This is a genomic window from Gordonia sp. (in: high G+C Gram-positive bacteria) (assembly GCF_047600385.1).
Taxonomy (GTDB): domain Bacteria; phylum Actinomycetota; class Actinomycetes; order Mycobacteriales; family Mycobacteriaceae; genus Gordonia.
This window is the reverse complement of the sequence record NZ_JASGKZ010000001.1, coordinates 3,339,771-3,357,735: the sequence shown is the minus strand read 5'-3', so window position 1 is coordinate 3,357,735 and position 17,965 is coordinate 3,339,771. Positions and strand designations below refer to the sequence as shown.

At 71.8% G+C, this 17,965-nt stretch carries 11 protein-coding genes and 2 pseudogenes; 6 read left to right on the top strand and 7 right to left on the bottom strand.

Annotation, left to right across the window (positions count from 1 at the left end; translation table 11 throughout):
- Window positions 1–39: 39 nt before the first annotated feature.
- Window positions 40–1,389 (bottom strand): DUF349 domain-containing protein, encoded by a 1,350-nt coding sequence (locus tag QM809_RS15155; RefSeq protein ID WP_415046552.1) that lies wholly within the window; start codon window positions 1,387–1,389, stop codon window positions 40–42.
- Between the two features lie 1,024 nt (window positions 1,390–2,413).
- Here QM809_RS15155 and miaA point away from each other — a divergent pair.
- From miaA to hflX, 3 genes and pseudogenes are all read left to right on the top strand, one after another.
- A pseudogene (miaA, locus tag QM809_RS15150) lies at window positions 2,414–3,320 on the top strand (tRNA (adenosine(37)-N6)-dimethylallyltransferase MiaA).
- Window positions 3,321–3,391: 71 nt separating this feature from the next.
- A complete protein-coding gene (dapF, locus tag QM809_RS15145) occupies window positions 3,392–4,285 on the top strand; it encodes a diaminopimelate epimerase (RefSeq protein WP_415046551.1) in 894 nt (297 codons plus the stop codon).
- A 105-nt stretch (window positions 4,286–4,390) separates the two neighbouring features.
- On the top strand, window positions 4,391–5,827 hold the full coding sequence (gene hflX / locus QM809_RS15140) for a GTPase HflX (RefSeq protein WP_415046550.1): 1,437 nt from the start codon (window positions 4,391–4,393) through the stop codon (window positions 5,825–5,827).
- A gap of 82 nt (window positions 5,828–5,909) precedes the next feature.
- Here the strand turns inward: hflX and QM809_RS15135 are convergent, their stop codons facing one another.
- The 4 genes from QM809_RS15135 to QM809_RS15120 all read right to left on the bottom strand — a co-directional run bounded on the left by QM809_RS15135 (window position 5,910) and on the right by QM809_RS15120 (window position 10,077).
- Window positions 5,910–6,170, bottom strand: a complete 261-nt coding sequence (locus QM809_RS15135; protein WP_415046549.1) for an HPr family phosphocarrier protein — start codon at window positions 6,168–6,170, stop codon at window positions 5,910–5,912.
- 93 nt (window positions 6,171–6,263) lie between these two features.
- Window positions 6,264–8,339: a fructose-specific PTS transporter subunit EIIC gene (locus tag QM809_RS15130; protein WP_415046548.1), complete on the bottom strand. Its 2,076-nt coding sequence runs from the start codon at window positions 8,337–8,339 to the stop codon at window positions 6,264–6,266.
- 23 nt (window positions 8,340–8,362) lie between these two features.
- Complete coding sequence (locus tag QM809_RS15125) at window positions 8,363–9,310, bottom strand: 1-phosphofructokinase family hexose kinase (protein WP_415046547.1); 948 nt, start codon at window positions 9,308–9,310, stop codon at window positions 8,363–8,365.
- Window positions 9,307–10,077, bottom strand: coding sequence for a DeoR/GlpR family DNA-binding transcription regulator (locus tag QM809_RS15120; RefSeq protein WP_415046546.1), 771 nt, complete (start codon window positions 10,075–10,077; stop codon window positions 9,307–9,309). Before QM809_RS15120 ends, QM809_RS15125 begins: the two co-directional genes overlap by 4 nt.
- Window positions 10,078–10,196: 119 nt before the next feature.
- Between QM809_RS15120 and QM809_RS15115 the strand changes: the two genes are divergently transcribed.
- Complete coding sequence (locus QM809_RS15115) at window positions 10,197–11,903, top strand: phosphoenolpyruvate--protein phosphotransferase (protein ID WP_415046545.1); 1,707 nt, start codon at window positions 10,197–10,199, stop codon at window positions 11,901–11,903.
- A gap of 8 nt (window positions 11,904–11,911) precedes the next feature.
- Here QM809_RS15115 and lexA read toward each other — a convergent pair whose 3' ends face one another.
- Window positions 11,912–12,604, bottom strand: coding sequence for a transcriptional repressor LexA (gene lexA / locus QM809_RS15110; protein WP_415046544.1), 693 nt, complete (start codon window positions 12,602–12,604; stop codon window positions 11,912–11,914).
- 304 nt (window positions 12,605–12,908) lie between these two features.
- Between lexA and QM809_RS15105 the strand changes: the two genes are divergently transcribed.
- Both QM809_RS15105 and nrdR read left to right on the top strand, forming a co-directional pair.
- Window positions 12,909–13,466 carry a LysM peptidoglycan-binding domain-containing protein gene (locus QM809_RS15105; RefSeq protein WP_415046543.1) on the top strand — a complete coding sequence of 186 codons (558 nt, stop codon included), beginning with the start codon at window positions 12,909–12,911 and terminating at the stop codon, window positions 13,464–13,466.
- A gap of 176 nt (window positions 13,467–13,642) precedes the next feature.
- Window positions 13,643–14,101, top strand: coding sequence for a transcriptional regulator NrdR (gene nrdR / locus QM809_RS15100; RefSeq protein ID WP_415046542.1), 459 nt, complete (start codon window positions 13,643–13,645; stop codon window positions 14,099–14,101).
- A gap of 36 nt (window positions 14,102–14,137) precedes the next feature.
- Here the strand turns inward: nrdR and hrpA are convergent.
- A pseudogene (hrpA, locus tag QM809_RS15095) lies at window positions 14,138–17,807 on the bottom strand (ATP-dependent RNA helicase HrpA).
- Between the last annotated feature and the right edge of the window lie 158 nt (window positions 17,808–17,965).

The following is a 17,965-nucleotide window of genomic DNA, read 5'->3' as shown; positions in this document are numbered from 1 at the left end:
CGGGGCGCCCTCCGTCGTTCGTCGGCCGGTGTCGTCGAGTCAGCGCTCGTCGATCGCGGTCTTGGCCGCCTCGGCCCATTCGGTCCACTGCGCGGCCTGCTCACGGAACTTCGCGGCGTCGCGGTCCTTGCCCGCCGCCGCGGCCTTCTCGGCCTGCTCGGTGAGCTTGGCGGCGCGCTCGGCGAACTGGGCGGCCCGGGCCTGGGCCTCCGGGTCGGTGCGCGACCAGGCGGCGTCCTCGGCGTCGCGGATCTTCTTCTCGAGTGCGCGGACGCGGCCCTCCAACGAGTGCATCTGGTCGCGGGGCACCTTGCCGATCTCGTCCCAGCGGTCGCGGAAGAGCCGGAACTCGCGGCGTGCGGCCTCCAGGTCGGCGCCCGGGTCGATGGTCTTCTCCGCCTCGGCGAGCAGGGCCAGCTTCTCTTCGGCGTTCTTGCCGAACTCGGCGTCGCGCTCGGAGTTGACGGCGTTGCGGGCGGCGAAGAACACGTCCTGGGCGGCTTTGAACCGCGCCCACAGGGCGTCGTCGGCGTCGCGCGGGGCACGTCCGGCGGCCTTCCACTGGGCGAGCAGATCGCGGTAGGCGGCGGCCGTCGCCCCCCACTCGGTCGAGGACGAGAGGGCCTCGGCCTGGGCGATCAACTCCTCCTTGCGGGCTTTGACGCCGGCGCGTTCGCGGTCGAGGTCGGCGAAGTGGGCGCCGCGCCTGCGGTTGAAGGCGTCGCGGGCCCGCGAGTAGCGCTTCCACAGGACGTCGTCGGTCTTGCGGTCAATGCCGCGGATGGTCCGCCACTCGTCGAGGATGGCGCGGAGGCGGTCGCCGCCGGCCTTCCACTGGGTGGAGTCGGCGCCGATCTGCTCGGCTTCGGCGGCCAGCTCCTCCTTGCGGGCGATCGCCGCGGCCCGAGCGGCCTCGCGTTCGGCCTTGGCCTCTCCGGTCTGCGCTCCGGCCCGGTCGACGATCTGCTGGAGACGGTCGCGCAGGCTGTCGACGTCGCCGAGGATCTGGGCGTCCGGCAGTCCTTCGAGGAGGTGCGCCGCGGCGGTCTGGGTCTTGTGCGGGTCGCCGGAGTGGGCGTCGAGCCGCTCCTCCAGGATCTCCACCTCGGTGGCCAGGTCGGCGAAGCGCCGGGAGAAGTGGGCGAGGCCCTCCTCCCTGGTTCCGGCCTGCCACGAACCGATCTGACGTTCGCCGTCGGCGGTCTTGAGCCACACCGCACCGTCGTCGTCGATCCGGCCGAACGCGTGCGGGTCGCCGACGTCCACGTGATGGACCGCCACGGGCGGTTTCTGTCCGGGTTTGGGGCCGGGCCGGGGTCCGGGGCGCGGACCCGGACGGGGGCCGGGGGCCGGATTCGGGGTCGAGGTGGGCTCGATCGGAGTGCTCATGGGGGTCGCCCTTCAGTCGTCGCGCCGCGCGTCACGGCTGCCGGAACCCGTGTGGATCGGCTCTGCCGAGCGATCCCGCTGCCCGGGTTCGTGAATTCCGTTGTTCATTCAAGCAGGTCACCGCCCGCGGTGTGACCGACGCGTGGACTTGTCGGAGCGGCGGGGTAGCGTCGTGGCCGTGTTGGCAGAGATCGCAGTGGTCCCGAGTGCACCGTTGCTGGTGCCGGAACTCGCCGGTCCGGCCGCGGTCGACACCGAGCCGGTGCGGGCCGCGGCGGTCGACGCCGGGGTGTCGTTGGCGGCGGCCTCGACCCGCTGGTGGGCGCTCGGGATCGGCGACCGGCCGGGTGATCCGTCCGGCTGCGCGTCGACGGGCGACTTCGGCGCCTACGGCGTCCCGGTCCCGGTACGACTGCGCCGCGATGCCGTCGACGACGCCCCCGCGCCGCCGCTGTCCATGCTGATCGCGGGCTGGCTGGGCGGGCGCGTGTCGGCGCGGGGACGGGCGGACGATTCCGCGGGCGTCGTCGAGGTCGTGCCGCGGATCGTCGACCCGGAGTGGGATCCGGCGCGGTGCCGGGCGGCGGGACGCGAACTCGCGGCCCGGCTGAACGACGACGCCGAGCCGTACGGCCTGCTGGTGGTGGCCGACGGCGCGAACGCGCTGAGCCCGTCGGCGCCGGGCGGCGGTGAACGCGACTCCGCGTGGGATCTGCAGCGCCGTCTCGATGCGGCCCTGGCCGCCGGGGATCCGGAGGGACTGGCCGGACTGGATCCGGGGGACTGCGTCGCCGACGGCGTCCTCACCCGGGCCGCCTGGCAGGTCCTGGCCGGGGTCCTGGACCACTGGCCAGCCCGGGCGCGGATCCGCTATGCGGCGGCGCCGTTCGGGGTCGGCTACACGGTGGCGACACTGCGTGCCGCGGGTGCCTCGCCGTCGTGCGAGTCGGCCGCCGAGGTCCCCGCCGGCGGAGGTTCGGTCGGCGGCGGCGGTCCGGCGGCCGGGGGATCGGGGCGATCGAGCATCGATCGCGCACCGGTCGCCGTCGTCGGCCCCACGGCGAGCGGCAAATCCGATCTCGCACTGGATCTGGCCGAACGGCTCGACGGCGAGATCGTGAACATCGACGCCATGCAGCAGTACCGCGGCATGGACATCGGCACCGCGAAGCTCCCGGTGGCCGAGCGCCGCGGGATCGTCCACCATCAGCTCGACACGCTCGACGTGACCGAGACGGCGACCGTGGCCGGATACAAGGAGGCCGCGACCGCCGACGTCGAGGCGCTGCTCGCCGCGGGCCGGACACCGGTGATCGTCGGCGGTTCGATGATGTACGTCCAGGGCCTGCTCGACGACTGGCGCTTCCCGGCCACCGATCCGGCGATCCGCGCCGAGTACGAGGCCGAACTGGCCGAGCACGGCCCCCTGGCCCTGCACCGCAGGCTCGCCGAGGTGGATCCGGCCGCGGCCGCGACGATCCTCGACTCCGACGGGCGTCGCATCGTGCGCGCCCTGGAGGTGGTGACGTTGACCGGGGAACCGTTCGCCGCATCGGCGCCGACCATCGGCGAGCCGCGCTGGGGCACCCGGATCCTGGCCCTCGACCGGGAACGGGAGGCGCTCGATCACCGGCATCGAGCGGCGCACCGCGGCGATGTTCGCCGCCGGCCTGGTCGACGAGGTGGTCGCCCTGTGCGAGCGGGGGCTCCGCGAGGGCCGGACGGCCTCGCAGGCCATCGGCTACGCCCAGGTCCTCGCACATCTGGACGGTCGGTACAGCCTGGCCGAGGCGCAGGAACGGACCTTCTTCGGGACCCGCCGCTACGTCCGGCGGCAACGCTCCTGGTTCCGTCGCGACCACCGGGCGATCTGGCTCGATGCCGCGGCCGACGACCTGCTCGAGCGGGCCCTGGCCGCGCTGGAGGGATGACGCCGACGGAACGACGACGGTGACCGGCGGCGCGAGCGGGCGTCGTCGCACCCCCCGAGTACGCTGACCTCGTGACCGTTTCCTCGCTGCGCTTCACCAAGGGCCACGGAACCCAGAACGATTTCGTGATCCTGCCCGATCCCGATGCCGAGCTGGATCTGACCGTGGATCTGATCGCCACGCTGTGCGACCGCCGCGCCGGACTGGGCGCCGACGGACTGCTGCGCGTCGCGCGGGCCGGCGCCCTGGTGCGAGCCGGCGTGCTCGACGCGCTGCCCGAGGGCGTCGCCGCCGAGGACTGGTTCATGGACTACCGCAACGGCGACGGCTCCATCGCCGAGATGTGCGGCAACGGCGTGCGGGTGTTCGCGCACTACTGCCGTGCGCAGGGCCTGGTGTCGTCCGACGAGTTCACGGTCGGATCCCGGGCGGGCGGGCGGCCCGTCGTCGTGCACGCGTGCGATGCGAGCGCCGCCGAGGTGACGGTGGCGATGGGGCCGGTCCGGCTCGACGGCCCGAGCACGGCGACGGTCGGGGAGCGCGCGTTCGGAGGTGAGGCCGTGGACGTGGGCAATCCGCATCTGGCGTGCGTCGTCGACGATCTGACGCCGGCGGGGCTCGCCGACCTCGCGCTCACCGCGCCGGAACTGGATGCGGCGGTGTTCCCGCACGGCGCCAACCTGGAGATCCTGACCCCGCTGGTCGCCGCCGACGGCGACGTCGACTTCACCTCGCACATGCGGGTCTTCGAGCGCGGCGTGGGGGAGACGCGGTCGTGCGGCACCGGACTGGTGGCCTCGGCCGCGGCCGCGCTGCACGGGCTGGGACGCGCGGAGGGGGCGGTGCGTCTGACGGTGCCCGGCGGGTCCGTCGTCGTCACGCTCACCGCCGAGCAGGCGTTCCTGCGCGGGCCGTCGCGGCTGGTCGCCCACGGGGAGCTGGTCGACGGTTTCCTCGGCGGCTGAGCGTCGCGCCGTCCCGCGGGGCGGACCGATCCGACCGAACCTCGGTTACGCCCAGAGAAAATACGGGTGCGGTCGGCACCGCCCATCGGCCATGATGGATCTCGTATGACTGAACTGCACGAATTCCCTGACATCGCCACCGGCCCGGCTCCGACCACCGGTGAGCTCCAACTGGACGACCGCGCCTCGCTGCAGCGCGTCGCGGGCCTGTCCACCGAACTCTCCGACGTCACCGAGGTCGAGTACCGGCAGCTGCGCCTGGAGCGCGTGGTCCTGGTCGGGGTCTGGACCTCGGGCACCTCGGCCGAAGCCCAGGCCAGCATGGCCGAGCTCGCCGCGCTCGCCGAGACCGCGGGCTCGGAGATCCTCGAAGCCGTGATCCAGCGGCGCGGCAAACCCGATCCGGCCACCTACCTCGGCTCGGGCAAGGCGGAGGAACTGCGCGAGATCGTCCTGGCGTCCGGCGCCGACACCGTCATCTGCGACGGCGAACTCACCCCGGCCCAGCTGAACGCGCTGGAGAAGGTGGTCAAGGTCAAGGTGATCGACCGGACCGCCCTGATCCTGGACATCTTCGCCCAGCACGCGACGTCCCGCGAGGGCAAGGCCCAGGTGTCGCTGGCCCAGATGGAGTACATGCTTCCGCGGCTGCGCGGCTGGGGCGAGTCCATGTCGCGCCAGGCGGGCGGCCGGGCCGGCAGCAACGGCGGCGTGGGCCTGCGCGGCCCGGGTGAGACCAAGATCGAGACCGATCGTCGTCGTATCCGTGAGCGGATGGCCAAGCTCCGCAAGGAGATCCGCGGGATGAAGACCGCCCGCACCGTGAAGCGGGCCGCCCGGCAGCGCGGGCGGGTCCCGGCGCTGACGGTCGTGGGCTACACCAACGCCGGCAAGTCGAGCCTGGTGAACGCCATGACCGGGTCGGGGGTTCTGGTGCAGGACGCGTTGTTCGCGACCCTGGATCCCACCACGCGCCGGGCCACGCTGGCCGACGGCCACGAGGTGGTGTTCACCGACACCGTCGGCTTCGTGCGGCATCTGCCGACGCAGCTGGTCGAGGCGTTCCGCTCGACGCTGGAGGAGGCGGTGGACGCCGACCTGCTGATCCACGTGGTCGACGGCGCCGACGCCTTCCCGGGCAAGCAGATCTCGGCGGTGCGGCAGGTCCTCAACGAGGTCTACACCGAAGAGGGCGCGGATGCGGTCTCGCCGCCGCCGGAACTGCTGGTGATCAACAAGATCGACGCGGTGGATGCGACCCGGATGACGCAGTTGCGCGGCGAGTACCCCGACGCGGTGTTCGTCTCGGCGCATTCCGGCGAGGGCATCGACGCGTTGTTCGCGCGGATCACCGAGTTCGTGGAGGCCGGCGACGTCGAGGCCGTGCTGCAGGTGCCGTTCGCGCGCGGCGAGGTGATTCCGCGTCTGCACCGGCACGCCCACGTGCTGAGCACCGAACACACCGAGACCGGCTCGCGCGTGCGGGTCCGGATGCCCGCGGCCCTGGCCGCGGAGTTCACCGACCTGGTCGCGACCGACTGAGCCCGGCTCCCCGGACGGCAGACTCCGGCCCGGACACTCGTCGAGGAGTGTCCGGGCCGGAGTACGTGGTGCCGGTGGTGTGCTACTCGGCGTCGAGGTCCTGGGCCACGAGTGCGGCGATCTGGTCGACGGCGGCCTGATCCTCGCTCTCGACGGTCACGACGGTGCCGTTCTCGGCGCCGAGGGTCATGATCATCAGCGCGCTGCCGGCGTCCACGGGCTCGCCGTCCTCCACGGCGAGGGTGACGTCGACGTCCAGGGCCGCGGCGGCCTCGGAGATGATCGTCGCGGGACGGGCGTGCAGGCCGACGGCCGAGCCGACGGTGACGGTGGTGCTGGGCATGGTGTTCCCTTTCGGTTGGTCCCGGTCACAGGGCGTTCCCGGGGGTGGATGGCGAACAGAGGAGAGGGTGGGACCGACGGTGCGGTCTCGGGGTCAGGCGGCGACCGGGGCGGGGGCGGCGTCGGCCTCGGTGGAGACCTTCTTGATCTGCTTGGTGGCGACCACGCCGATCGCGGCGACGACGGTGCCGACGGCCAGGGCGATCAGGAACTTCCACCAGGTGCCGTTCATCGCGAACATCACGAACACGCCGCCGTGCGGGGCCCGCAGCTGCACGCCGAAGGCCATGCTCAGGGCGCCGGTCACGGCACCGCCGACCATCATCGGCGGGATCACGCGCAGCGGGTCGGCCGCGGCGAACGGGATGGCGCCCTCAGAGATGAACGACGCGCCCAGCAGCCACGCGGCCTTGCCGTTCTCCCGCTCGGGATCGGTGAAGACGGACGGGCGCAGGACGGTCGAAGCGAGGGCCAGCGCCAGCGGCGGGACCATGCCCGCGGCCATCACCGCGGCCATGATCTCGTACTGGGCCAGGCCGGCACCGGCGGTGCCGACGCCGAGTGCGGCGAACGAGTACGCGGCCTTGTTCACCGGGCCGCCGAGGTCGAAGCACATCATCAGACCGAGGAGGACGCCGAGCAGGATCTTGGAGCTGCCGGACATGCTGCTCAGTCCGTCCTCCATCGACGTGTTGAGCCAGCTCAGCGGCTTGCCGAGGAGGGCGTACATCACGCCGCCGACGATCAGCGTGGCGAACAGCGGGATCACCACCACCGGCATGAGGCCCGCGGCCCAGCGCGGCAGGTTCAGCTTGGTGAACCAGAGGGCGACGACGCCGGCGAACAGGCCGCCGATCAGGCCGCCGATGAATCCGGCGCCGACGGCGAGCGAGACGGCACCGGCGGCGAAACCGGGGGCGATACCCGGACGGTCGGCGATCGCGAACGAGATGTAACCCGCCAGGACCGGCACCATGAACGCCATCACCAGCGAGCCGATCGCGAAGAAGACCGAGCCGAGGTAGGTCAGCAGGCCGCCGTCGGGGAGGTTCCAGAACGCGTTGTCCAGGGCGATCTCGCTGGCCTTGGCGTTGACCTCGTAGCCGCCGAACAGGAAGCCGAGCGCCATGAGGAGTCCGCCCGCGGCGACGAACGGGATCATGTAGCTCACGCCGGTCAGCAGAGCCTGCTTCAGGCGGCCGCCGAGACCGATGCTCGAGCCCTCGTCCTCGTTCGAGGCCGCCGCGGCGCCGTCACCGGCGGGGACGCGGCGCGCGTTCGGGTTGTCCGCGGCGGCGACGGCCTCGGCGATCATCGCGTCGGGTTCGTTGATGCCGCGCTTGACGCCCGATTCGACGACGGGCTTGCCCGCGAAGCGCTCGCGACCCTTGACGCCGACGTCGGTCGCGAAGATCACCGCGCCGGCGCGGGCGATCGACTCGGCCGAGAACGGCGTGGTGCCCGACGAACCCTGCGTCTCCACCTCGTATTCGACGCCCGCCCGCTCGGCGGCGAGCTTCAGGGCGTCCGCGGCCATGTAGGTGTGGGCGATGCCGGTGGGGCACGCGGTGATCGCCAGGATCAGCGGCTTCGCACCGGCGGCATCGTCGGCGGCCGCGCCCGAGGCGGCTGCCGCGGATGCTCCGGCCGCCGCCGCGGCGGCCTGCGGTGCCGCGCTCTCCGACTCGGCCGGGGCGGGCTTGGGCTTGGCGGGCTTCGGCGCGACGGCCTCGGCCACCAACTCGACGATGCGGTCGGCGTCGGGGGCCTCGCGGAGCGCGGCGACGAAGTCGGGGCGGACCAGCGCGCGGGCCAGCGAGCTGAGCAGCTTCATGTGCTCCTTGCCCGCACCCCCCGGCGCCGCGATCAGGAAGACGATGTCGGCGGGGCCGTCGGGTCCGCCGAAGTCGACCTTCTTGGAGAGCCGGGCGAAGCCGAGCGAAGCGGTGGAGACCGAGTCGACGCGGGCGTGCGGAATGGCGATCCCCCCGGGCAGACCGGTCGGCGACTTCGCCTCGCGGGCCAGCGCCGCCGTCGACAGCTCGTCGGGATCGGCGCAGCGGCCGGCGTCGCCGAGGGTCTGGGCGAGCCGCCGGATCACCGCCTCCGCGTCGTCGCCCGCGTCGGCGTCGAGCAGAACCAGCTCGGGCGTGATGATCGGTTCGGACATGGGTTTTCCTTCGCTCGTTCTGGTCAGGAGAGAGGCCGGACGTCGACGCCGGCGAGGTTCAGATCGGAGGGGCGGGGCGGGGTGGTGCCGGGCAGCGATGCGGCGGCCGAACCGTAGGCGACGGCGCAGGCGAGCGCCTCGGCGGGGGAGGCGCCGCGCTCGCCGGCGATCAGGTAGCCGGCCAGCGAGGAGTCCCCGGCGCCGACGGTGCTGCGCACCTGGACGGCGGGCGCCTGCGCGAACCAGGTCCCGGCGGCGTCGGTGAGGAGTGCCCCCGCGGCCCCGAGCGTGGTGAGGACCGCGCCCCCGGTGCGTTCGGCCAGCAGTCGGGACGCCTCGACGGCCGGTCCCAGGTCGCCGGCCTCGGCCGCCGACTCCAGCGCGGCACCGTCGCCGCCGGTCAGCTCGGCGAGCTCGAAGGCGTTCGGTTTCAGCAGGTCCGGACCGAATCCGACGATGGCCGACAGCGGGGCACCCGAGGTGTCGACGGCGATGCGCTTGCCGTTCGCGTGGAGGCGTTCGACGACGAAGCCGTACCACTCCGCGGAGACCCCCGGCGGAAGCGAACCGCAGAGCGCCACCCAGTCGGCGTCGGCCGCGGTGTCGGCGATCAGGTCGGTGAAGCGTGCGACGTGTCCTTCGGAGAGCTCCGCGCCGGGCTCGTTGAGCTTGGTGGTGGTCCCGTCGGGTTCGGCGATCGTGAGGTTGGTGCGGATCGCGGCCTCGACCGGGATCGTCCGGTACCGCAGCCCGGTCTCGTCGAGCAGGGTCAACAGCGGGTCGTCGGCGCGCGCGGGAAGCAGGGCCACCGCGTCGAGTCCGGCCTCGGCGACGGCCCGGGCGACGTTGATGCCCTTCCCGCCGGGCTGCCGACGGACCCGGGCGGCGCGCTGGACCTCGCCGCGGACCAGGGTTCCGTCCAGTTCGATGGTTCGGTCAACGCTGGGGTTGGCCGTCACGGTCACGATCATGCGATCACCACTTCGATGTCGAGGGCGGAGAGTTCGGCGTGGAAGGCATCGTCGATGCCGGAGTCGGTGACGATCACGTCGACGTCGTCGAGCGTGCCGAAACTGACCAGGTCCTCCCGGTTGAACTTGGACGAGTCGGCGAGGACCACCACCCGGTTGGCGGCGGCGATCATCGCGCGTTTGGCGGCGGCCTCGTCCGGGTCGGGCGTGGACAGGCCGTGTTCCAGACTCAGCCCGTTGGTGCCGAGGAAGGCGATCGACGGCCGGAGGCGCCCGAACGCGGCCACGGTCCCGGCGCCGACGGCGGCCTGGGTCCGGCCGCGGACCCGCCCGCCGACCAGGGTCACCTCGCACAGCGGCAGGGTGGCCAGATGGGCGGCGAGGGGCAGGGCGTTGGTGACGACGCTGAGTTCGGTGTCGGCGGGGAGGGCGAGCGCGGCCCGCAGCGTGGTGGTCCCGGCGTCGAACATGATCGATCCGCCGCTCGGGGGGACGAAGGCCTGCGCGGCGATCCCGATGGCCGTCTTCTCGGCGAGCCGGGAGCGTTCGCGTTGACTCAGGTCCGGTTCGTCGACGACGGCGGCCACGTCCGGGCGCACCGCGCCGCCGTGGACGCGGAGCACCACTCCCTGGTCGGCCAGCACGCTGAGATCGCGGCGGACGGTCTCGCCGGTGACGTCGAAACGGGTCGCGAGCTGGGCCACCGAGACTCGACCCCGATCGCGCACCTCGGTCGCGATGGCCAGTTGGCGTTCTTCCGCGTACACGACACCGTCCTGAGTAGAGTCCCCCTCAACGGAGACCGACGGCCCGAAGACCGTTTGGATATATCTTTACTTACCTTTGACTCTGTTGAAATGTCAAGAGATTAAGTAATGTCAATCACATGGATGAGGTGGCAGTGATGGGTTCGGCCGACAACTACGGAGCGGATACGACGGTGCAGGGCACCCCGGTGGTGCACGGGCTCGCCTACGGGCCGGTGATCCGGCCGGCGGAACCGCCCGCATTCGTGATCGACGCGACCGCGGAGATCGCCGAGGAGCAGCGCGCCGTCGAGACCGAGCGGTTCGACGCCGCGGTGACCACCGTCGCCGACCGGTTCAGCGCCCGCGCCTCGGCGAGCACCGGCTCGTCGGCCGAGGTCCTGGCCGCCACGGCCTCCCTCGCCAAGGACCGCTCCTGGATCCGGGCGGCCAAGAAGCGGATCGCCGGGGGGACGCCCGCGGTGGTGGCGACGTCGAGCGCGATCGACCAGATCGCCGAGCAGTTCACCAAGCTGGGCGGCCTGATGGCCGAGCGGGTGACCGACCTCAAGGACATCCGTGACCGGGTGGTCGCCGAACTCCTGGGGCTGCCCGAACCCGGGATCCCCGCCCCCGACGAGCCGTCGATCCTGTGCGCCGACGACCTCGCGCCCGCCGACACCGCGGGTCTGGACCCGACCCGAGTGATCGCGCTGGCGACGCGGCTGGGCGGACCGTCGAGCCACACCGCGATCATCGCGCGTCAACTCGGCATCCCGTGCATCGTGGCGATCGAGGACCTGGATCGGATCCCCACCGGCGCGATGGCCTTCGTCGACGGTGAGCGCGGCGTGGTGGGGCTGGAGCCCGACGGCGAGGCGGTCTCGGTCGCCGTCGAGAAGGCGCGCGAGGTGGCCGCCGCGGCCGCCGCGTGGCGTGGGCCGGGGCAGACCGCCGACGGACATCGCGTGCTGATCCTGGCCAACGTGGCCGACGGCCCCTCGGCGCGCAAGGCCGCCGAACCGGGAGTCCTCGAAGGCGTGGGGTTGTTCCGGACCGAACTGGCCTTCCTCGATCGCCCGGACGAGCCGTCGGTGGCCGAGCAGACGGAGCTCTACGGTGCGGTGATCGGCGCGTTCGACGGCCAGAAGGTCGTGATCCGGACGCTCGACGCCGGCTCGGACAAGCCGCTGAAGTTCGTGACCCATCCCGACGAGCCGAATCCGGCCATGGGGGTGCGCGGTAACCGGATCGTGCTCTCGCACCCGGAGATCCGCATCCATCAGCTCGATGCGATCGCCGAAGCCGCGAAGAGCACCACCGCGGTGCCGTGGGTGATGGCGCCGATGATCGCCACCGTGGCCGAGGCGCGCGAGTTCGCCGCGCTGGTGCGCGAGCGGGGTCTGGTGCCCGGTGTGATGGTCGAGGTCCCGTCTGCGGCGGTGATGGCCGACCGGATCCTGGCCGAGGTCGATTTCGTCTCGATCGGCACCAACGACCTCACGCAGTACACGATGGCGGCCGACCGCATGTCACCGGAACTGGCCGCGCTCACCGACCCGTGGCAGCCCGCGGTGCTCGCGCTGATCGAACGGGTCGGTGCCGCGGGCGCCGCGCAGGACAAGCAGGTCGGAGTCTGCGGTGAGGCCGCGGCCGATCCGCTGCTGGCTTGTGTGCTGGTCGGCCTCGGCGTCACGTCGCTCTCGTCCGCGCCGGCTGCGGCTCCCGCCGTCGGTCTCAAGCTGAGCACGGTGACGCTCGACCAGTGCCGGGAGGCGGCGCGCGCCGCGCTCGCCGCGGACAGCACGACGGCCGCCCGGGAGGCGGCGCGCGCCGTCCTCGGCTGAGGGAGGCGTCAGATACGGCGCATCACGGTGACGACCTTGCCGAGGATGGCGGCGTCGTCACCGGGGATGGGCTCGAAGTGCTCGTTGTGCGGCATCAGCCAGATGTGGCCGTCGACGCGCTTGAAGGTCTTCACCGTCGCTTCGCCGTCGATCATGGCGGCGACGATGTCGCCCTGCTCGGCCACGTTCTGCTGACGGACCACCACCCAGTCGCCGTCGCAGATCGCCGCGTCGATCATCGATTCGCCGACCACGCGCAGCAGGAACAGCGAACCCTCGCCGACCAGTTCCTTCGGCAGCGGGAAGACGTCTTCGACGGCCTCCTCGGCGAGGATCGGGCCGCCGGCCGCGATCCGGCCCAGCACGGGGACGTACGCCGCCTCGGGTCGCTGCGGGTCGGGGGCCGCGGCGACCGGCGGAGTGCGGTGATCGTCGCGGACGTTCACCGCGCGCGGGCGGTGCGGATCGCGCTTGAGGAGTCCGCGGCGTTCCAGGGTGCGCAGCTGGTGCGCCACCGACGAGGTGGAGGTGAGGCCGACCGCTTCGCCGATCTCGCGGATGCTCGGCGGGTAGCCGCGATCGCGTACCGACGAACGGATGAAGTCGAGGACCTCGCGCTGGCGCTGGGTCAGCGAGGCCTCCAGGGTCGCGGTCGACAGTTGCGGGTCCACGTTCGACAGGCTCTTGGGTCCGTCGGTCATCGCCGGGTCCTTTCCTTGTGGTTCGTCCGGACCTTGCGGTTCATCCGGATCGTTCTTCCTCTCAATCTAGTCGAACAGGTCACATATCTCAAACATTTGTTCGACGGTCCGCCGAGGTTGTCGGACCCGTGGTGTTAACTGTCGAACATCAGTTCTTCGAACATGAGAACGAATGGAGATGTCGATGGCCGAGCCGGTGATGAGCGGTACCGAGCGTCCCGCGGAACGGCGGACCACACAGCCCTCTGCGGCTGCTGTGACCTGCGATGTTCCCGTCCTTCAGCGTCGTCCGGAAGCGGGCGTCGTGATCGATTCCGGCGGCTGCCTGACCAGTGGACGGAGCCCGCAGACCCACCGCACGGCCTCCCGGCGCGGGCGTTCGAACGTCGACGGTCGTACCGGAACCCGTGCGGACGGGGCGTGGCCGGACGGCACGCGAGCGCATCGGGTCCGTGCGGACACGATTCCACCGGGCGGCTTCCGGTCGCCCGACCGGAACGGGACCGGCCGCCGTGCGGCACCCGCGCCCCGCACCCGTGGGGCCTCGACGGCGGGACCCGCGGCCGCCGAGGCGTCGGCCCGGCGCCGCCGGGCGGCCGGACTGCTGGTCGGCGCCGGTCTCGCCGTGGTGGTCGCGGTGATGGGCGTCCTCGGCGCCGACTACGCCGACGCCGTGACGCCGGGGCCCGCCGCGACCGAGGTGGTGCACGTCCGGACCGGGGAGACGCTGTCCGAGTTGGCCGCGCGGATCGCCCCGGATCAGCCGGAGTCCGCCGTGATCGCCATGGTCCGGGAGCTCAACGGCCTCGAGACGTCGGGTCTGCGACCGGGCCAGGCGCTGCTGGTCCCGGCCCGCCGATGAGCGACGACGACGCCCGGGTCCCGACGCTTCGACCCCCGGAGGCGAGCACGAGGGGCGGGCGGGCGCGCGGTGCGGTCGGGCGTCGACGAGGAGCCCACGGCACGATTCCGGTTCCGAGGGAGGACGTCTCGGTGCTCAGGTGCGGATCATCGGGTGCCGACAGGTATCCTGACACCATGCGATGCCCGTTCTGCAAGAACGACGACACCCGAGTGGTTGATTCGCGTGCCTCGGACGATGGTCTGACCATTCGTCGACGGCGTTCGTGTGGCGCGTGCAGTCGCCGCTTCACCACGGTGGAGTCGGCGGTGCTGGCGGTCGTGAAGCGGAACGGGGTCACCGAGCCTTTCAGCCGGGAGAAGGTGATGAAGGGCGTTCGACGAGCGTGCCAGGGTCGGCACGTCGACGAGGACGCGCTCGCCAAACTCGCCGAGGCGGTCGAAGACGCGGTGCGTTCGTCCGGTTCTGCGGAGATCCCGAGCAACGAGGTCGGTCTGGCCATTCTGCGGCCGCTCCGCGAACTGGACGAGGTGGCCTACCTGCGTTTCGCCTCGGTGTACCGGTCGTTCGAATCGGCCGACGACTTCCAACGGGAGATCGACGAACTCCGCAAGGACCGCACCGTCGTCTCCTGACCGGACCGGGATCGCCGTGCCGGTGGCCGGGTCCGGTCACCGGAAGGCGTCGAGGGCCTTGATCACGCGCTTCTCCGAGATCGGTCCCGCCGTGCCGAGCTGTTGGGCGAAGAGGCTGACGCGCAGTTCCTCGAGCATCCAGTGCATTTGGTCGTTCAGCGCATCGTGCCGCGGCGCCGGAATCTGGGCGAGCCGGAGGTTCCAGTGCGCGATCACCCGATCGACGGTGTCCAGGCCAGTGTGATCGCGGGCCGCCGAACCCGGCAGCGCCGCGAGCCGGGCGCGAGCCGCTTTCAGATAGCGCGGCACATGCCGGAGGCGGGTCAGCGGGGTGTCCGCGAGGAAACCGTCGAACACCAGGTGGGCGAGCTGGTCGGCGACGTCGTCGGCGGCGGCCGAGCCGCTGTGCCGGTCGATCTCCGGACGCAGGTTCGCGGTCTCGGCGAGGACGGCCACCGCGTGCTGGAAGTACTCGGGTGCGGCCGCCCGGACCTGCGGCGACAGTCGTTGCGCGAGGTCGGTGAACTGTGCCGGGGTGCGCAGCGTCGCCAGATCCTTCTCGGCATCGAGCGCATTGGCGATCGCCCGCCGGGTGCAGTCGGCGAACAGGCGAGCCGGATCGGCGTAGGGGCTCTGGCTCAGTGCGAGACGCTGTCCCGGCGGCAGGCCGTTGGCGATCTTCTTGGTGAGGGGGGCGATCGCCTGCTCGAGCAGGATCTGCGCACCGGCGCGGATCCCGGCGTCCCGGGCCGCCGCCGAGGTCACGTCGACCACCTGGACCCCGCCGGCGTGCGGCTTGAACGTGGGATAGGTGACCACCGGTTGTCCGGCGACCACCGTGTCGTGCCGATCGGCCAGGGTGCCGATGCCGTCGTCGGTCCACTTCGTGTGTGTCGGCGCGTCCTTCGGTCTCCGGTCGCCGCCGGCGGCCAGTCTGCGGAGTTCGTCGAGGCTGTCGCTCCGCGCGACGATCCGGCCCTCGCCGTCGCTCACCGCGAAGTGGATCCGCAGGTGCGGGGCGAGGGCGTCGGTGCGGAAGTCGGTGGGCGCCAGACTGATCCGCGAGATGACGCCGAGCTCCCGCGCCAGAGCGGGAAGCAGCGGCTCGGACCTCGGCTTGATCCGCGAGAGCGCGAGATCGGCGTACTGCTGTGCCGGCGAGAGGGACTTGCGCAGGCCCTTCGGGAGCGACTTGATCAGCGCCGTCGCCAGTTCGCTGCGCAATCCGGGCACCAGCCAGTCGAAACCTCCGCCGTGGACGTGGTCGAGCAGCGGTCGCGGGATCACCACGGTCACGCCGTCGTCGGGGGCGCCGGGCGAGAAGTGGTACCGCAGTTCGAGTCGGGTCCGACCCTGCTGCCACGCCGGCGGGAAGTCCGCGGCGGCGGGCGTCTCGGCGCCCGGGGTCTGCGCCTCGTCCAGGTGCAGGAGCGTGGGGTTCTTCCGGCTCTCCTTCTTCCACCACGAGTCGAAGTGCCGGGTGGAGACGACGTTCTGCGGGATCCGCGCGTCGTAGAACTCGTAGACGTCGTCGTCGGACAGCCGCATGGTGCGGCGGGTGCGATGCTCCAGGTCCTCGGCCTCGGCCAGGAGTTTCCGGTTGTGCGCCCAGAACTCGTGGCGGGTGCGCCACCGGCCCTCGACGAGGGCGGCCTGCAGGAAGATCGCCCGCGATTCGACGGGGTCGATCCGGCCGTAGTTCACCCGGCGCCCGGCGATCAGCGGCACCCCGTAGAGGCTGACCTTCTCGTCGGCCGTCACCGCGCCGCGGCGCGACGACCACGCCGGTTCGCTGTAGGTTCGCGTCACCAGTTCCGGCGCGATCTGCTCGACCCACTCCGGGTCGATGGAGGCGACGTCGTGCGCGAAGAGCCGGGAGGTCTCGATCAGTTCACCGGCCATGACGAAGGCGGGCGGCTTCGACGCCATCGTCGAACCGGGGAAGATGGAGAACTTGGTGCCGCGGGTGCCGAGGAACTCGCGGGTGTCGCCCTGCTTGGCGCCGATGTTGGTGAGCAGACCGGTCAGCAGACTCCGGTGGATCGACGCGGCGTCGGCCTCGGTGTCGGGGACCTCCCAGCCGAGGTCGCGGACCGTGCGGCGCAGCTGACGGTGCAGGTCGGTCCACTCGCGGATGCGCAGGTAGTGGAGGAAGTTGCGTTCGCAGTAGCGGCGGAACCGGTTGCCGGACAGGATCTCCCGTTGTTCGGCGAGGTGATTCCAGAGGGCGAGGCGGCCGAGGAACTCCGAACCGGGGACCGCGTACTGCTTGTGGGCGGCCTGGGCGGCTTCGCGCTTGTCGGCGGGGAACTCCCGGACGTCGGGCAGCGAGAGGGCGGCGGCGATCACCAGGATGTGGTCGAGACACCCGTTCTCGTGCCCGGCGACCAGCATCCGGGCCAGCCGCGGGTCGACGGGGAGTTTCGCCAGGTCGCGGCCCACCCCGGTGAGCCGGGCATCGGCCGAGTCCATCCCGGTCACCGCGCCGAGCTCGGAGAGCAGCGCCATGCCGTCGGTGATCGCGCGCTTCTCGGGCGGCTGCACGAACGGGAACTCGGCGACGTCGCCGAGCCGGAGCCAGAGCATCGACAGGATCACCGCGGCGAGATTGGTGCGCAGGATCTCCGGGTCGGTGTACTCCGGGCGCGCGTCGAAGTCGTCCTCGGAGTACAGGCGGATGCGAGATGCCCGGTGCGACGCGGCCGCAGCGGCCCGCCCGCTGTCGGGCGCTGGCCTGGGAGATCTTCTCCACGGGCAGCCGCGTCACCTTGGTGCGCGTGGAGTAGCGCGAGATGCGGGCGGTGCCGGTGTCGATCACGTACCGGATCCCCGGCACCGTCAGCGACGTCTCGGCGACGTTGGTCGAGAGCACGATCCGCCGACCGTTCGATGGTGTGAAGATCTTCTGCTGCTCGGCCACCGACAGCCGCGCGTACAGCGGTACGATCTCGGCTTCGGTCCGTCGTCGCAGGGCGTCGGCGGTGTCGCGGATGTCGCGTTCGGTGGGCAGGAAGACCAGGACGTCCCCGCGGTCGTGACGCCAGAGCTCGGTGACGGCGGCGTCGATGGCGGCGATCTGATCCAGGTCCGCGGTGTCGTCGTCGGCGTCGAGCGGCCGGTAGCGGATCTCGACGGGGTAGGTGCGGCCGGAGACCTCGAGGATCGGGACCTCGTCGTCGGGTCCGGCGAAGTGCCGGGCGAAACGATCCGGTTCGATCGTCGCCGAGGTGATGATCACCTTGAGGTCGGGACGGTCGGGGAGCAGACGCTTGAGGTAGCCGAGCAGGAAGTCGATGTTGAGGCTGCGTTCGTGCGCCTCGTCGATGATGATCGTGTCGTAGCGGCGCAGCATCGGGTCGGAGGTGATCTCGCGCAGCAGGATGCCGTCGGTCATCACCTTGATCGCGGTGTTCTTGCCGGTCTTGTCGGAGAACCGGACGCTGTAACCGACCACGTCGCCGAGTTCGGTCTCGGTCTCGTCGGCGATGCGACGGGCGACGGAGGTCGCGGCGATCCGCCGCGGCTGGGTGTGGCCGATCGATTTCCGGCCCAGTTCCAGGCAGATCTTCGGGAGCTGCGTGGTCTTGCCCGAACCGGTCTCGCCGGCGATCACCACCACCTGATGCGCGGCGACGGCCCGGGCGATCTCGTCGCGGCAGGCGCTGACCGGGAGCTCCGGAGGAAAGGAGAGGAGGGGGACTGCCATGATCGGTCCAGTCTACCGGCGGCGGTCGAAGCGGGATCGTCGTGGCGGGTCTGGCGGGTGTCGCGGGCACCGCCGCGTCGGCCGTTCGTACGACGCTCCGGCGGCGCGTCGTCGGCGAACATGATCCCGGCCACACCGGGCGGCCTCCGACGTGTCAT

What these genes read in the sequence shown, in the direction of transcription:
- QM809_RS15155 (WP_415046552.1), bottom strand. Translation starts at nt 1,389, where the DNA reads ATGAGCACTCCGATCGAGCCCACCTCGACCCCGAATCCGGCCCCCGGC.
- QM809_RS15115 (WP_415046545.1), top strand. Translation starts at nt 10,197, where the DNA reads ATGGATGAGGTGGCAGTGATGGGTTCGGCCGACAACTACGGAGCGGAT.
- lexA (WP_415046544.1), bottom strand. Translation starts at nt 12,604, where the DNA reads ATGACCGACGGACCCAAGAGCCTGTCGAACGTGGACCCGCAACTGTCG.
- nrdR (WP_415046542.1), top strand. Translation starts at nt 13,643, where the DNA reads ATGCGATGCCCGTTCTGCAAGAACGACGACACCCGAGTGGTTGATTCG.
- QM809_RS15130 (WP_415046548.1), bottom strand. Translation starts at nt 8,339, where the DNA reads ATGTCCGAACCGATCATCACGCCCGAGCTGGTTCTGCTCGACGCCGAC.
- hflX (WP_415046550.1), top strand. Translation starts at nt 4,391, where the DNA reads ATGACTGAACTGCACGAATTCCCTGACATCGCCACCGGCCCGGCTCCG.
- QM809_RS15135 (WP_415046549.1), bottom strand. Translation starts at nt 6,170, where the DNA reads ATGCCCAGCACCACCGTCACCGTCGGCTCGGCCGTCGGCCTGCACGCC.
- QM809_RS15125 (WP_415046547.1), bottom strand. Translation starts at nt 9,310, where the DNA reads ATGATCGTGACCGTGACGGCCAACCCCAGCGTTGACCGAACCATCGAA.